Origin of the sequence: Amycolatopsis xylanica (genome assembly GCF_900107045.1) — a bacterium.
GTDB classification, from domain to species: domain Bacteria; phylum Actinomycetota; class Actinomycetes; order Mycobacteriales; family Pseudonocardiaceae; genus Amycolatopsis; species Amycolatopsis xylanica.
Genome location: NZ_FNON01000002.1, coordinates 957,352 through 972,454, shown reverse-complemented (window position 1 = coordinate 972,454; position 15,103 = coordinate 957,352). Strand labels below are relative to the sequence as shown.

The 15,103-nt window shown below is 67.3% G+C and carries 9 protein-coding genes; 5 read left to right on the top strand and 4 right to left on the bottom strand.

Annotation, left to right across the window (positions count from 1 at the left end; genetic code table 11):
• Nucleotides 1–18 precede the first annotated feature (18 nt).
• On the top strand, nucleotides 19–795 hold the full coding sequence (locus BLV57_RS12425) for a deoxyribonuclease IV (RefSeq protein ID WP_091288780.1): 777 nt from the start codon (nucleotides 19–21) through the stop codon (nucleotides 793–795).
• On the opposite strand, the gene BLV57_RS12420 is transcribed toward BLV57_RS12425, so the two are convergent.
• Nucleotides 772–2,289: a glycosyltransferase family 87 protein gene (locus tag BLV57_RS12420; protein ID WP_091288779.1), complete on the bottom strand. Its 1,518-nt coding sequence runs from the start codon at nucleotides 2,287–2,289 to the stop codon at nucleotides 772–774. The genes BLV57_RS12425 and BLV57_RS12420 overlap by 24 nt on opposite strands.
• Before the next feature lie 35 nt (nucleotides 2,290–2,324).
• Complete coding sequence (locus BLV57_RS12415) at nucleotides 2,325–3,395, bottom strand: ROK family transcriptional regulator (RefSeq protein ID WP_091288778.1); 1,071 nt, start codon at nucleotides 3,393–3,395, stop codon at nucleotides 2,325–2,327.
• Between the two features lie 54 nt (nucleotides 3,396–3,449).
• Between BLV57_RS12415 and BLV57_RS12410 the strand changes: the two genes are divergently transcribed.
• Both BLV57_RS12410 and BLV57_RS12405 read left to right on the top strand, forming a co-directional pair.
• On the top strand, nucleotides 3,450–4,493 hold the full coding sequence (locus BLV57_RS12410; protein WP_091288777.1) for a Gfo/Idh/MocA family oxidoreductase: 1,044 nt from the start codon (nucleotides 3,450–3,452) through the stop codon (nucleotides 4,491–4,493).
• A gap of 90 nt (nucleotides 4,494–4,583) precedes the next feature.
• A complete protein-coding gene (locus BLV57_RS12405; RefSeq protein ID WP_143047041.1) occupies nucleotides 4,584–6,068 on the top strand; it encodes an amidohydrolase family protein in 1,485 nt (494 codons plus the stop codon).
• Here the strand turns inward: BLV57_RS12405 and BLV57_RS12400 are convergent.
• Both BLV57_RS12400 and BLV57_RS12395 read right to left on the bottom strand, forming a co-directional pair.
• Nucleotides 6,028–6,987 carry a S8 family serine peptidase gene (locus tag BLV57_RS12400; protein WP_091288775.1) on the bottom strand — a complete coding sequence of 320 codons (960 nt, stop codon included), beginning with the start codon at nucleotides 6,985–6,987 and terminating at the stop codon, nucleotides 6,028–6,030. The genes BLV57_RS12405 and BLV57_RS12400 overlap by 41 nt on opposite strands.
• A 56-nt stretch (nucleotides 6,988–7,043) precedes the next feature.
• Nucleotides 7,044–10,310 carry a golvesin C-terminal-like domain-containing protein gene (locus tag BLV57_RS12395; protein WP_176968575.1) on the bottom strand — a complete coding sequence of 1,089 codons (3,267 nt, stop codon included), beginning with the start codon at nucleotides 10,308–10,310 and terminating at the stop codon, nucleotides 7,044–7,046.
• Nucleotides 10,311–10,793: 483 nt separating this feature from the next.
• Between BLV57_RS12395 and BLV57_RS12390 the strand changes: the two genes are divergently transcribed.
• Both BLV57_RS12390 and BLV57_RS42825 read left to right on the top strand, forming a co-directional pair.
• A complete protein-coding gene (locus BLV57_RS12390; protein WP_091288773.1) occupies nucleotides 10,794–14,588 on the top strand; it encodes an SGNH/GDSL hydrolase family protein in 3,795 nt (1,264 codons plus the stop codon).
• Nucleotides 14,589–14,597: 9 nt separating this feature from the next.
• Nucleotides 14,598–15,065, top strand: a complete 468-nt coding sequence (locus tag BLV57_RS42825; protein ID WP_143047039.1) for a hypothetical protein — start codon at nucleotides 14,598–14,600, stop codon at nucleotides 15,063–15,065.
• The last annotated feature ends 38 nt before the right edge of the window (nucleotides 15,066–15,103 follow it).

Below are 15,103 nucleotides of genomic sequence, written 5' to 3'. Positions count from 1 at the left end.
TCCTTGTACGGTGGGCGCATGCAGATTGGGGTCCACGTTCACGAAGACGATCCGGTCACCACCGCTCAGGCGCGTGGCGGCGACGCCGTGCAGTTCTTCCTGAGCGATCCGCAGGGCTGGAGGGCGCCGAAGCCGCATCCCGCCGCCGAGGAGATCGCCGCGTCGGGGCTCGCGGTGTTCATCCACTCGCCGTACCTGATCAACGTGGCTTCGCTGAACAACCGCATCCGCATTCCCTCGCGCAAGAACGTCCAGCAGCACGCGGACGGCGCGAAGCTGGTCGGCGCGCGTGGCCTGATCGTGCACGGCGGGCACGTGCGCAAGGACGAAGATCCCCAGCAGGGCCTGGAGAACTGGCGCAAGCTGTTCGAGCGGCAGGCGAAAGACGGTGGCTTCGCGGTGCCGATCCTGATCGAGAACACCGCGGGCGGCGACAACGCGATGACCCGCGACCTCGACACCATCGCCAGGCTCTGGGACCAGGTCGGCGAGTTCGGCGCCGGTTTCTGCCTCGACACCTGCCACGCCTTCGCCGCGGGCTGGGACCTGGAGAAGGCCGTCGAGAAGGTCAAGTCCATCACCGGCCGGATCGACCTGGTGCACCTCAACAACTCGCGCGACGAGTTCAACTCCGCGCGCGACCGCCACGCCAATGTCATCAACGGTGAGGGCACGATCGACCCGGAGGTCCTCGCCGGTGTCGCCGCCGAGGCGGGCTGCCCGGTGATCGTGGAGACACCGGCCGACGGCCAGGCCGCCGACGTCGCCTACCTACGCGAGCGCCTCGCGGCGTGACGGCACGACGAACTTGTCGGGGGCGCCGTCGAGGAAGCCCCCGGCGGGGTCGTCGTCGCCGTGCAGCCGGACGAGGTCGGTCGACGGCCGGTAGATCTCGCGGACGACCAGCACGCAGAGCCCGATCAACGCCAGGTCGCGGACCATGACCGTGCCCAGGAACCAGCTCTCGGGCAGGCCCTTGTTGTCGGCGCCGAGGTAATAGAACATCCGCGGCGCCCAGACGAGCGCGTCGAGCACCATCCAGGCGAGCAGCGGCCGCCAGCGCGGGATCGCGAGCACGGCCAGCGGCACCAGCCAGAGCGAGTACTGCGGGTTCCACACCTTGCCGGTGAGCAGGAAAGCGGCCACCACCAGGAAGAACAGCTGCCCGACGCGCGGCCGTCGCGGCGCGGTCAGCGTCATGTACGTGATGCCGGCGCAGCACGCCATGAACACCACGACGATGACCACGTTGAGGACGTTCGGCGTCTCACCCTTCGCGAGGATGCCGTCGAAACCGTGCCAGCCGGTGAGGTACGCGATCACGTTGTAGATCGAGTCGGGGTCCATCGGCCGCAGCACGCTGAGCCGGAAGAACTCCTGCCAGCCGTCGCGCGTGAACAGCGCGAACGGCGCGTTGACCACCAGCCAGGTGGCCGCGGTCGCCGTCGCGGTGACCAGCCACGCGCGGGTCTTCCCCGCGCGCAGGCACAGCACGAAAAGCGGTCCGAGCAGCAGCAGCGGATAGAGCTTCGCCGCCGCGGCCAGCCCGAGCAGCACGCCGGCCGCCACCGGTTTCTTCCGCGCCCACGCGAGGATGCCCGCCGCGGTGAGCCCGGCGCCGATCGTGTCGAAGTTCGTGAACGCGTGCACCAGCATCAGCGGCGAGATCGCGACGAGCGCCGCGTCCCACGGCCGTCGCCGGTTGGATCGGCCGGTCGCCCAGACGGCCAGCAGCCAGAACAGGCTCAGCCACAACGCCGAGAGGTTGAAGTAGATGGCCACCGGCAGCGAGCCAGGGAACATGGCGAGGATGCCCGCGGTCAGCTTCGCGTTGATCCACTGGAAAAGCCCGGTGACCACCGGGTACTCCATGTACCTGACCTGCGTGCCTGTGTCGTCGTTCCACGAGGTCGCGTACGGGAACGTGCCCGGCTGGTTGAGCTTCTCGGCCGTGTAGAGCGGGACGAGGTCGGAGTAGCACATCGCGACGTACGGGCGGCCCGCTCGCCAGTCGAGCGCGGCGTGGCCATCGCTGTCGGTGTAGGACTGGATGCACGCCGACTTGCCGAACCAGCTCGCGACCAGCGCCAGCACGGCGAGCAGCAGCCCGACACGCTGCGGGGACCAGAACCAGTGCCTGCCGATGGCGGCGTGGTCACCGAGCGGTCCGCCGAGCGGTCTCGTCGCCGCCGCCGCGAGCGGATCGGTGCGGCTCGGCGCCACCCGCTCGTCGAGACCGAGCGAGAGCGGCACCCCCGTCTCCGGCGCGGTGGTCTGATCGTCTGGCACGCGCGGATGCTATCGGCAACGGGGTGAACGGGCCGTCATTTAGGGTCGGCGTAGAACCGGTCCAGCACCTCCGCGGCGGCCCCGACGGCCACGATGTCCTCGCCGAGCATGCTCACGTCGAGCCGGGTGCGCTGCCAGTTCGGCAGCGGGAGCAGCTCCTCGAGCTTGGCTGCGACGGCCGCCGCGTACACCTCCGGCGCGGCCTGGACCGCGCGCCCGGCCAGCACGATGCGCTCCAGGTCGAGCACCTGGACCAGGTCGGCGAGGCCGATGCCGAGCAGACCGGCGGCCTCCTCCTGGCTGCCCGCCTGGTTGTGCAGCACTTCGACGCAGCCGCGCCTGCCGCACGGACAGCGTGGGCCGTCGTAGGCGAGCGTGGTGTGCCCGAACTCGCCCGCGTTGGTGCGCGGGCCGCGGTAGAGCTTGCCGTCGATGAGGAGCCCGACGCCGATGCCGGTGCCGACCAGCACCACGGCCGTCGCGGGCTCCGGGGCGCGCGCACTCCACTGGTGCGCCAGCGCGGCGGCGTTGGTGTCCTTGTCGACGATCACCGGCAGCCCGACGCTCTCGGCGAGCTGGTCCCGCAGCCTGACCTTGCGCCAACCGGGCATGTTGGTCGCGTGGTGGACGATGCCGGTTCGGTGGTCGAGCGGGCCCAGCGCGCCGACACCCATGCCGAGCAGCTTCGCCCGGTCGAGTCCGGCGGACACCCGGCGCGCGCCCGCGGTGATGGCCGCGATCGCCTCCTCGGGACCGAACCCGGTCGGCAGCGGCGAGGTGGTCTCGGCGACCTCGTCGCCGAGCAGGTCGACGAGCACGACCTGCATCTCGTCGCGGTCGAGCTGCACGCCGAGCGCGTACCGGGCGTCCGGCCGGATGGCGAGCCGCGTGCGTGGCTTGCCGACACCGGTCGCGGGCTGGCGCTGCTCGTCGAGCAGACCGGCTTCCAGCAGCTCGGGCACGATTTTCGAGACCGCCTGCTGGGTGAGCCCGCTGCGCGCGGCGAGTTCGACCCGGCTCAGCCCGCCCGCGCGCCGGATCTCGGTGAGCAGCAGCGCGCGGTTGTGCTGGCGTAGGCCGCGGAGGTTCACCCCGGTGTCTGTCACGTAAGGATCGTCGCATGCCTGGCGAATTACGCAACACTGTTGTTTAATAGAGGCATGGCTGACTTGCGAGCGGGAATCCTCGGTTACGGCATCGGCGGGCGCGTCTTCCACGCCCCGCTCATCGACTCGACGCCTGGTCTGACCGTCGCGGCGATCGTCACCGGCAACCCGGAGCGCGCCGCGCAGGCCCAGTCCGACTACCCGGACGCCACGGTCGTCCCGGACGCCGACGCGCTGTTCGCGCTCGACCTGGACTTCGTGGTCGTCACGACGCCCAACCGCACCCACGCCGAACTCGCGCTCAAGGCGATCGAGCACGGCGTGCCCGTGGTCGTCGACAAGCCGTTCGCGCGTACCGCGGCCGAGGCGGCTTCGGTGCTCGAGGCCGCGACGAAGGCGGGCGTCGGGCTCACCGTCTTCCAGAACCGCCGTCTCGACTCGGACTTCCTGACGGTCCGCAAGGTCATCGACTCCGGCAAGCTCGGCGAGATCGTCCGCTTCGAGTCCCGGTATGACCGCTGGGTGCCGACTCCCCGCGACAACTGGCGTCAGCTCGGCGACCCGGCCGAAGCCGGTGGCCTCTTCTATGACCTCGGCGCGCACATCGTCGACCAGGCGCTGCAGTTGTTCGGCCCGGTCACTCAGGTCTACGCCGAGATCGACATCCGCCGTGACGGCGGCGCGGTCGACGACGACGCGTTCGTCGCGCTGCACCACGCGAGCGGCGTCCGCTCGCACCTGTGGGCCACCGCGTGGGCGGGCACCCTCAACCCGCGCTTCCGCCTGATGGGCAAGCAGGCCACGTTCACCAAGTTCGGCCTGGACGTGCAGGAACCCCAGATCAAGGACGGCCTGCGCCCCGGCGACGACGGCTGGGGCGTCGAGCCCGAGTCCGACGCCGGCCTGCTCGGTGTCGGCGCCGAGGTCGAGCGTGTGCCGACCGAAACCGGTCGCTACGAAGACTTTTACGCGCAGGTCCGTGCCGCGCTGACCGGGAACGGCGAGTTCCCGGTCGACCCGGCGAGCGCCGTCGAGGCGTTGCGGGTCATCGAGGCGGCGCAGCTGTCGGCGAAGGAAGGCCGCGTCGTCACGATCTGAGGTGACAACCAGCCGGTTCGCGGAGTGACCGCACCGCCGGGCACGGGCAGGATTCCTTCCATGACTAGGGGAATCTCAAGGCGTAGTGCGTTGTCAGGCGGAATCGCGGCGGGGGTGGCGGTCGCGGTCGCGAAACCGGCGGCGGCCGATGTCGAGATCGGATACGCGTTCCGGCACGTCACGGTCGTCGACGTGATCAGCGGACGGCTGCGGCCGGACATGACCGTGGTGGTCATCGGCGACCGGATCGTCGCCGTCGGCCGCAGCCAGGACATCCGGGTCCCGCCCGGCGTGCTGATCCATGATCTGCCCGGCAAGTTCCTCCTGCCGGGACTCTGCGACCTCCACGTCCACACCGGCGCCGACGTCATCGACCTGCCGCTGCACGTGGCGAACGGCGTCACCACCATCCGCGACATGAGCACCGAGCCGCGCCATTTCGAAATGCGGCGCCGCGTCGAGGCAGGCACGCTGCTCGGCCCGCGCTGGGTGCTCGGCAGCCGGATCATCGACGGCATCCCATCGTTGTGGGACCCCAATTTCGCCAACATCGTCAAGGTTTCCGGCGACGCCGACGCCCGTGCCGCGGTCCGCCAGGCCAAATCCGAAGGCGCCGAATTCATCAAGGTCTACACCCGCGTCTCGCCGGTGTCGCTGAACGCGATCGCCGACGAATCACGCAAGCTCGGCCTGCCCTTCCTCGGCCACTGCCCGGACAGCGTGCCGATCGAAACCGCGGTCGACCTCGGCCAGCGCAGTTTCGAGCACCTTTTCTGGACCTTCTACGGCACTTCCCGCAAGGAGGCCGAGCTGGTCGAACGCCTGCGCGACCTCGATTTCCGCGACGGCGACTACAACAGCTGGTTCACGGCGATGCACCCCATCGAATGGGAGGCCGCCCACACGCACAGCCCGGTCAAGGCCCGCACGCTCTTCGCGAAGTTCGCCGCCCGCGGCGCCAGGCAGGTGCCGACCTTGGCGCTGCACAACGTTCTCGACCACGCGAGCGCCTATCGCCCGGAAAACGACCCGCTGCGCAAATACCTCCCGAAATCCGCGCTCGACCTCAACGATTTCGTCCTGCGCGAGTTCTACCTCAAGGGCCGCACCCCGCAAACCGACGCCGAATGGGCCGCACTCTGGGAACTCCGCCTCGGCCTGGTCGGCGAAATGCACCGCGCCGGCGTCCAGATCCTCGCCGGAACGGATGTCGGAACCGGCGAGATCTACCCCGGTTTCGCGCTGCACGAAGAACTCCAGCACCTCGTGACAGCGGGCCTGTCCCCCTTGGCCGCACTCCAGTCCGCGACCATCGAGCCCGCGAAATTCCTTGGCACAGAACGGGATTCAGGTTCCATCGCGCCCGGCAAACTCGCCGACCTGGTACTGCTCGACGCCGACCCGCTCGCGGACATCGCCAACACCCGCAAGCTCCACTCGGTCTCCTTGCGCGGCAAGTACTACGACCCGGCGGCCCGCCAAAAACTGCTCGACGACGTCGAAAAAGCAGCGGCCACAATGCCCGCCGACGCGGTCACGGTCTCACTCTGCCCCTGCCACGCAGGCGCCCACTGAGCCAGATCCCTAGTCCTGCCGAGACAATCCCAGCACTTACCCACAGCACGATCGACCGCCAGTTCGTCTCGTCGACGTCCGCGTTCAACGCCGCGACGGGGTCGACGAGCCCGAAACCGTAGAGGGGGTCCCGTCCAGGAGCACCGAGGTCCTTCGCCGTCTTGGCGAGCACCTCGGTCACCTGGCCGGCGGTCAAGCCAGGAAAACGCGACCGCACCAGCGCGACCACCCCGGAAACGATCGCCGCCGCCTGACTGGTCCCGGAAGTCGGCGCCTTCTCTCCCGTCCGCGCCGTCGTGATGTCGACACCAGGCGCGGCGAAGCTGACCTCAGTACCGGAAACACTCACGTCAGCACTGAATTGACCAGTCCGGTCGACGGCCGAAATGGCCAGCACCCCAGGCCGATCGGCCGGGCTGGTGACCCTGGTGTCCCGCGGCGCGTTGCCCGCGGCGGCGACCACGACCACATCATGCTCACGCGCGTAAGTGATCGCTTCGTCGTAATCGGTTTCCCCGGGAGCGGCGCCGAGCGAGATGTTGACGACGGTGGCGCCGCTGTCGACGGCCCACCGAACGGCGGCGACCGCGTCCGCCGCCCCACCGGTCAGCTTGGCGGGCAGTATCCCGGCCTTCGGCGCGACCCCGGCGATCAGCAACGCCATCGTCGTGCCGTGCCCGATGGCATCCCCAGGCGGTGCACCGAGATCGGGAAAGTCCGCGCCGGGCAGCACGTTCACAAGCTCGGACTGCTTGGTGACGCCCGTGTCGATCAGTCCCACCCGTACGCCGTCGCCCTTGGACAGCTGCCACGCCTGCCGCAGTCCGAGCTGATCCACCCAGTAGCCGCCCGTGGCGTACGCCGGCGTCGCGGATAGGACGAACAAGGACATGAGGCCGAGCAGTACGAGTTTGCGCATACGTCTTTCCGATGAGCGGGGCGGCCGGACCTGTCGGCCTGGCCGCCCCGATTGTGCTAGTTCAGCGGATTGGATTGGTTGTAGCTGAGCCAGTACTGCCACGGTTGCGGCTCGTCCGGTTCACAGCTGTTGGACACCACCGGTGCCGCGCCGGTTCCCCCGCGTTCCCCGGCGGTCATGCACATGTGGGTCAACGCGTTGGCGATGTACTGCCGTTCCGGGGCACTCGGCAGCGGCTGTGGGGGCGGCGGCGCGGTCCACAGCTGGTTGAGGTCGGTTTCGTCGCATACCCCGAGTACCACGGCCACTCCCTCGCCCGCGTTGCGGCCCAAGGTTTCGAGACACAGGCTGGAGTTGGTCCTCGGTTTGATCCGATAACCCTGTGCGTTGGGTTTGCCAGGGAGCGGGATCGTCGTACTGGTGCCCTGCAGCGCCCAGTACGCGTAGCCCCAGCTCTTACTGCAAGTACGCCACTCGGCCGTGGCACCTGCCACGATGTTGTTGCCCTTGACCTGAAGGCAGTAGTTTCCGTCCGGCTTGTGGTCGCTGACGATCATCACGGTGTTGGGATCGTCGGGCACCGCCTGGATGGCGGCCGCGTCGAACGCCAGCGCCAGCGTGCCGTTCGCCCCGTCGGTGATCGTGTCCAGATGGATCTTGGGCTGACCGTAGAACGGGAAGACACCCAGGTCGACCCACTTGCCGTGGTTCAGTGCCTGGTTGACCGTGACGCGCGCCGGGCCCGTCGCCGTGTCGATGACATAGACGGCGACCGCGTCGGCCAGATGCGCCGGGATGAAGACCTTGAGCTTCGCGTTCCCGTCCAGATCGGGGAAGGTCCAGGTCCCCGTGGCGCGGGTCTTCTGGCCCTCCGCCGTGTTGCTCCTGGTGTGGCTGTACCAATAGTGCGCGCCGTAGCCACCGCCCACCTGGTGCAGGTCGACCTTGCCGGAGGGGCCAAAGGTCATCGAGAAGTCGCTGCCCGGCATATTCGCGTGGATGCCGGCGCCGACGCAGAAACGGGCTGCGGGAGTCTCAGTGGTGACATCATCGACAACACCCGCGACCTCGACACCGGTGTTGTCGCACACCGGCGGATAACTGACGCCATCGAAGCCGTTGTTGTTGGGCTGGGTGGGTCTGGGTACACCGGGGTCGTAGCGGATCTTCTCGAAGCCGCACTGCCTGGCGCAATCTTTCCAGCTGACCGGGGACTTCACCCAGCACTTCAGGTCGAACTGGCCTGCTGAGTTCGTGTGGTGACACGGCCCAGCAGGTTGGTCGTCGACCCCGGGGGCGGTCGGCTTCACGTTGTTGCCCGGAATGCACACATTGGCTGCGGTGCAGAAGAGATTCGGATCCGGTCGTGCGGTCTCCCGGAAAGCATCGGTGAGCCACTGGGCGGCTCGGAAGAACGGGACCACGGTGTTCGGGTCCGAATAGCCCGAAGGTGGGTAAGAGGCGAACCCCAGAACCTTCTCCGGGTACGACCACAGATAAGGGTGGGCGAAATCAGCGGGGCTTTTGCCGAACGCCGTGCGACTCGGTGGGTAATTCGGGTTCACCGGATTGTTAAGCCAGCCCAGCCCGACGACGCCGTCGTCCTTGGGCGCGGTCCCGTCGTGGAAACCGGAGTTGTACGCCCAGGTGGCATAGAACCAGTTCTCGATGCTGGTGATGTCGCCGTTGTTGACCAGCATCCCCTTGGCCTTCATCTGGTTCCACTTGGAGACCAGGATGTTGAGGCCTGCCTGCATGTTCCAGATGTAGTCGGTGGCGATGTCCCGTTGCTCTCGTGGCGTGCGGCTCGGGTCACCCTTGCGCATGCCGTCCGTGGTCTGCGAAACGCCGAAACCACAGTCGGCCTTGGACCAGTTGATGTCCCAGTCCCCGACGGTGCCCGTGTTCGAGAGCCCGTAGAAGCTGCCGATCAGCGGATTGCCGTACTCGCCGGGATAGATGTTCCTGGCCGCCTGCCAGAGGTTTGACTCTTGGCCGAGCACACCGAGCAGGATCTGGGCGGGCACACCGGTGCCGCGGACGAGGTTGTCCGCACGCCATTCGACCTCACGCGGAGTCGGCTGGTAGACCTGCGTGCCCGGGTCGTTCCTGGGCACCGCGCACACGTAACCGGGGTCGATCGTGTCGTTCCAGCGCGGCGCGAGCGTCGCGGCCGGATCGACGGTGAAGCCGAGCGACTTTCCGGTTCGCAGGCTCTTGCCCGCGATGTGCACTGGCTGCACCCCGCCAGGGTTGCTGGCCGCGGCCGAGCCGGGCTCAGGCCTGGCGAGACGCAGTTCGGTGACCGCGGTCTCGCCGGTGGAGGAGATTTCCGCATCCACCGGCACGTCGAGTTTCGCCACGACCGCGGGCAATGCCTCGAGCTTCGCCGCGGTGCCGGTGATGAAGACCTTGCCTGCCTTGCCAGCGGTGATGCCGAGCGAACCGGTGGGGCCGGTGGCCAGCACCGGCGCGGCGGTCTTCGCATCCGGGCTGTTCGGGGCCATGCGCCGGATCCGGCTGGTGTTGTCGACCTGGTCCATGAACACCAGGCCGCCCTCGGCGTCGGGCCGCACATAGGCGGGGACACCGCCGGTGCCGAGAACGACCCGGTGCTTGTCGCCGTTGTCGGCGACCTTCAGCAGGCCGAGGCTGTCGGCCACGACGAAGCCGCCGTTGACCGGGACGGGCGAGGTCACCTGGCCGGCGAGTTCGACGCGCTTGCTGAGCGACGCCGTCGCGGTGTCGACCGTGACGACGCCGGTCTGCGGGATCGACTCACCGCCGCCCTGGGTCAGCGTCGCCGTTTCACCGGTGCCGCAGCCGGGGTTGTAGTAGGCGAGGGTGGTGCGGATCGGGAGTTTCGTGACCGCGCCGGTGGTGAGGTCGACGATCGCCGTCAGCCCGCCGCGGTTGAATTCGGTGTCGTCGTTGGTGAAGCCTCGCGGACCGTACACGATGATGGCGCGCTGGCCGGAGCCGGTGACGCAGCCGTGGCCGATCCATTGGTCGGTCTCGAGGCCGGGCACGGTGAGGTCGGCGACCGTCCGCCAGGCGTAGCCGGTCTTCGCCTCGGCCACCAGCACGTGGAAACCTTCGGCGTCACCGCTGGTCGTCCACAAGCGGTCACCGGAGGCCTGCCAGCCCTGGCCGAGCAGTTCGTCACGTTTCTTCGGGTCGACGGTCGGCGGGTCGGTCGGTGGCGGGGCCGGTACGGCCGCCTCGGTCGTGCTGTCCGGGGTGACGGCCATGGCCGTCACCGACGGGGTCAGCGTGAGGAAGGCCAGCGCGGTCAACGCGACCCTCTTCCAGCTTCGTCTCATCTTTTCCTCCCTCACGCGCCGACCCGACCGAATTGCCGGTACTGGAGCCGGACGCGCGAAAAACAGTGAATTGCGCGCGGTAAGGACTATTCGGCGGAAATGGTGCCGTGAATACGGCGCGAAGGACGGCATGAGCCAGTCATCACGAATCCCCCCAGAGATTGCGACGCTGATGTCCACCCAGTCCGATCATCGGGGCATCAGCGCAAAGTCCCAGCTTCGCTCATCAAAGCCCGGGTCACTGACGATCGCCAGCCGCCATTCGGGTGGTGGCTTCGAAGTGAATTGCGGACCATATTTTCCTGCCATTTGTCCGATATGTAATAGAAAGGCATGAATAGTCTGGTAAATTTTCACCCAACTGCACTAATGATCGCTAAGTTTTTCACTGTTAGCTTTGGTCGTCGACTGGGAACTCTTGGGGGAGACCTAATGCATCGCTCTCGTGCTGCCCGAAGAGCTGCGCAAACTTGCGCGGCACTGTTGCTGACCACCGCGTTCCTGGGTACTCCGGCGGTCGCCGCGAGCAAACCACCACCGGACGCGGCGAAGCCCGACAGCGCGTCCGTGCCGCAAGCGGACCGGGACCGGATCCTTCCGGCCGGCTGGCGCTCTTCCGCTGACCGCGCGGTGACCATCGTCGGCGACCAGACCGGCCTGCATGTTCTCGCCGCCGACGCCAAGGACGGCTACACCTGGCGCACGGTGGCGACACTGGCCGAGACCGGCGCGGAAACCAGCCAGTGGATCGGCCAGGAGTGCGTCACCGCCTCCGGCCGGTACGCGGCCGTGGTCTACGCGCCGCGAGAAGCGGTGAACCGCGAGGAAAAGTTCCGCGGCGGCGGTTTCGCCGCCATCGTCGATCTCACTTCCGGTGACGTGCGGAAGCTCCCGTTCACCGTGAACCTCGCCTACTACAACCCGGGTTGCGGCGCTGACGAGCGCGTCGTCTTCACCAGAAACCTCACCGTTGGCGACACCTACAAATCCCGTCTGATGACAGTTGACGCGGCGACGACAGGCGTGGTCCGGCAAGTCGACGCCATCGGCCAGGTCACCTCGGCGGTCCCGGTGCGTGACACCACGGTCGCGGCCACCGGGCGTGGGCTCGCGACGGTCGAAGCCGACGGCAAGCTAAGGCACGTCGCCGACGCGGCGAGCACACCGTTCCGGCTCAGTGTCGACGCGGACGGTGGCGTCGGCTTCGAGGTGCGGTCGGCCGGCAAGACCGAGATCCACCGCTACACCGGCGCCGTCGACACGCTGGTCGCCGCGGTACCGCTCGACTCGGTGCAACTGCACCAGGTCGCGGGCAAAGTTTTCGTACAGGGCAAGACGATCGGGTCCCGGTTGCCGGGAACCTGGCACGCGGCCGACGTCGCGGGTGACGCCCAGCTGTCCACTACGGGCGCCTTGGCGATCACCTCGGCCACCAACGTGCGCGACCAGCAGGCCACTGGCGCGCCGGGCGGTCCGCTCCCGGTGGACATCACGACAAAGGTGCTGGCCACCGGCGCGCAGCCGTCGTTCTCGGTGCGGCCATCGGCTTTGAAGCCCGCAGTGGGCAGTACGCCGTCTCCGGCCGTCACCACCGCGCCCGCACCGCCTGCCCGCCCCGGCGTCGCGGCCGATCCGTCGACCATGACGACGGACCCGGATCGGGCGTGCGCCGTACCGCGTAACGACCCGAAGATCCAGTCACTGCAACCCACTCCCGAGCTGGGGGAATGGGCGGCCGACCTCGCGGTCAAGAACCAGCTGTTCGTCCAGCGGCCCGCTGGCTACAACGGTTCGACGCTGCCCGCCTACACTCCACAAGGCCTGTTCCCGATGCATCAGCTGATCGGTGGCGGCCAGGTGCCCGCGCAGGTGCTGCTCGGCGTGATGGCGCAGGAGTCCAACATCTGGCAGTCGAGCCCGACCGTCACCGACGGCGAGAGCGGCAACTTCAACCAGGGTGGCTTCTACGGCAAGAATGTCGGCGTCGACCGGGTCAACTTCGCTGACCCGGACTGCGGTTATGGCGCTTCGCAGGTCACCACCGGAATGCGGGTGTCCGACGGGTCTTCCGTGTACAGCCCCACTCAGCAGCTCGCGCTCACCGTCGACTACGCGGCCAACATCGCGGCCGGGCTCAACATCCTGATCGACAAGTGGAATCAGATGAAGCAGCTCGGCATCGGCGTCAACAACGGCGACCCGAGCAAGATCGAGAACTGGTGGTACGCGCTCTGGGCGTACAACAGTGGCTGGCACGCGCCCGGTGAAAATGGCGCGAACGGCGCCTATGGGCTCGGCTGGGCGAACAATGTGGCCAACGAGGACTACGCGGCCGACCGGGCCGGTTACCTCGACGCGAGTTATGGCGACGCGAAGTACCCGAACCACTGGTCCTATCCGGAACGCGTCGTCGGCTGGGCCCGCCATCCGCTGATGCGGCTGGACTGGAAGGCCGGTACCTACAAGATCGGCTATCTGCCCGCGACATGGCAGGCGGGTGGTTTCGCGCAGCGACCGGCGCTCGGCAGCTTCTGCGACGCGACCACCAGCTGCGACATGAACCAGCTCCACAAGCCTGCCCAGTTCCCGACCGACCCCGGCAGCCACTGCCTGCGCGACGACTTGAAGTGCTGGTGGCACGCCTCGGCCAGCTGGACCCAATGCGCGACGGCGTGTGGTTCCGAGCAGGTGCGCTATCCGCCAGGAACGCCGGAGCCCGCGCTCGCCGCGTCGAAGGTGCTGTACCGGCCGGACTGCACCGGCGCCGCGCAGGTGCCCGCAGGCTCACTCATCATCGACGACGTTCCCGGGGACGTGACGACCTACCGCGGTTGTTCGAAGGACTGGGCGAACCAGGGATCGCTGACCTTCAAGTTCGGCGTCGACCAGGCGGGGCACTATCCGTCGAAGATCGACTTTCACCAGGTCGATGGCGGATTCGGCGGACACATGTGGAATGCGCACGCCTGGAAGGACATTCCGGAGAACGCGAAGCACAAGGTGACTGGCACCTGGACGCTGAACCGCCAGCTCAACGGCTGGGCGCGCGTGCTGGTGTACATCCCCGATCACCGGGCGCGGAACCCGCAAGCGACCTATACCGTGCACGGTTCGGACTCGAATTCGCCTACCAGGACCGTGGTCGAGGGAAACTACCTCGACGATGGCCGTAATCCGGCGCCTGGGCACTGGGAGTCGCTCGGCGCGTTCAACTTCAGTGGCACACCGAGTGTTTCGCTGGACAATCTCGTGCACAACGTTGATGACCGTTGGGTGGAAGACGTCAGGGACGTGCCGTGGGACGCGGTCGCTTTTCAGCCGCTGTCCGGAAAGCCCGCCAACCAGGTCGTGGCACTCGGCGATTCGTACTCGTCGGGCGAGGGTGCCAGTGGCGATCCGGTCAATGGCGCCTGGAGTTACTACCGCTCCAGCGATCACGACGGGCGCGACGCGAACGGTGACGATCCGCTGATGCGCGATGCCTGCCACCGCTCACCGAGTTCCTGGTCCAGGCAGAGCTATCTGCCGGACAATCAGGCGCGGACCGTGGGCTCCAGAGCGGATGCGTTCGATCCGACGCTGAACTACCACATGTCCGCCTGCGCCGGTGCGACCACGCGGAACCTGCTACCCGGTGGGAGCGGGCAGTATCAGGAGCAACAGCAACCGGACCAGGGCTATCTCGACCAGTACACGTCGTTGATCACGCTGTCCGTCGGCGGCAACGATGCCAAGTTCACGTCTATCTTCAAGCAGTGCGTGCTGTCGGCTTCCCTGTGCCAGGACCAGGTTTTCGAGAATGACTCGGAGCCGTTGTCCGCGGCGGAGCCGAAACGGATCGATCGGATCGGCATCGACGTGCAGAATGTGCTGAATCTACTGAAGGGCAGATCCCCGAACGCCAGGATACTGGTGATGGGGTATCCGATCCTCCTCGAACGTGCTGGAAGTTGCATTCCGGGTATCGGCACCAGTGAGGCGCCGTGGCTCATCGAGATGAATAACAGGCTCGACGAGGTGCTCAAGAACGCTGTCGCGAACGCACGGACAGCCGGCGTCGCGGCGACGTACGCTGATCCGCGATCCGCCTTCGCCGGAAAGGGTGCCTGCGGTGACAACGAGCAGATTCACGCACTCGTTCTCACGCTAACCAGAGGTGACGACACCTCATTCCGGATGGGTGACACCGGGTTCATCTCGGGGCAGTCATTGCATCCCAAGGTGCAAGGGGCGCAGACGTATTCGAACGTGGCGACGGCCGCCATCGCCGGGATGTAGCCTCGAATAATGACGGTACGAGCAGGATGGGCCGGGCTGTGCGGCGCGATCGCGGTGGCGATGTGCTGCACAGCCTGTGCCGATCCGGTCGACGAGCTACGTGCAGCGGCCACCGCGGGTGTCAGGGACATCGCGGAAAAGGCGCTCAGGCGATTTCAAGAGAGTCCGACACCGACGCGTGAATCGATAACGCGGGCCACTGACGAGAACCTCTTAAATAATCCTGATCAAGCAACGATTCTTGTTAAAGAAATTCCCGAATCAGGTTATTTCAATGCCGATTTCGCATTTCTGGCACTCGCTGGAAATGGCTACTCCGGCGAGTATGTCCAGGTCGCTGTCCGTCTGTGCGTGTCGTACGTGGGTGAACTGGGACGACCTGGCTCGATAAGGATGATGGATCGATCCTGTCCTGCGGGTCTGCCTGGTCCCACGAATGGCACGCCGGTGGATCGGGATGTCACCTTGATCGGGTGACCCGCCGCGTGCAGGCGCGGCGGGCCACCCGATCTCCG

Coding starts and splice junctions, on each gene's coding strand:
- BLV57_RS42825 (WP_143047039.1), top strand. CDS start 14,598: ATGACGGTACGAGCAGGATGGGCCGGGCTGTGCGGCGCGATCGCGGTG.
- BLV57_RS12400 (WP_091288775.1), bottom strand. CDS start 6,987: ATGCGCAAACTCGTACTGCTCGGCCTCATGTCCTTGTTCGTCCTATCC.
- BLV57_RS12410 (WP_091288777.1), top strand. CDS start 3,450: ATGGCTGACTTGCGAGCGGGAATCCTCGGTTACGGCATCGGCGGGCGC.
- BLV57_RS12395 (WP_176968575.1), bottom strand. CDS start 10,310: ATGAGACGAAGCTGGAAGAGGGTCGCGTTGACCGCGCTGGCCTTCCTC.
- BLV57_RS12425 (WP_091288780.1), top strand. CDS start 19: ATGCAGATTGGGGTCCACGTTCACGAAGACGATCCGGTCACCACCGCT.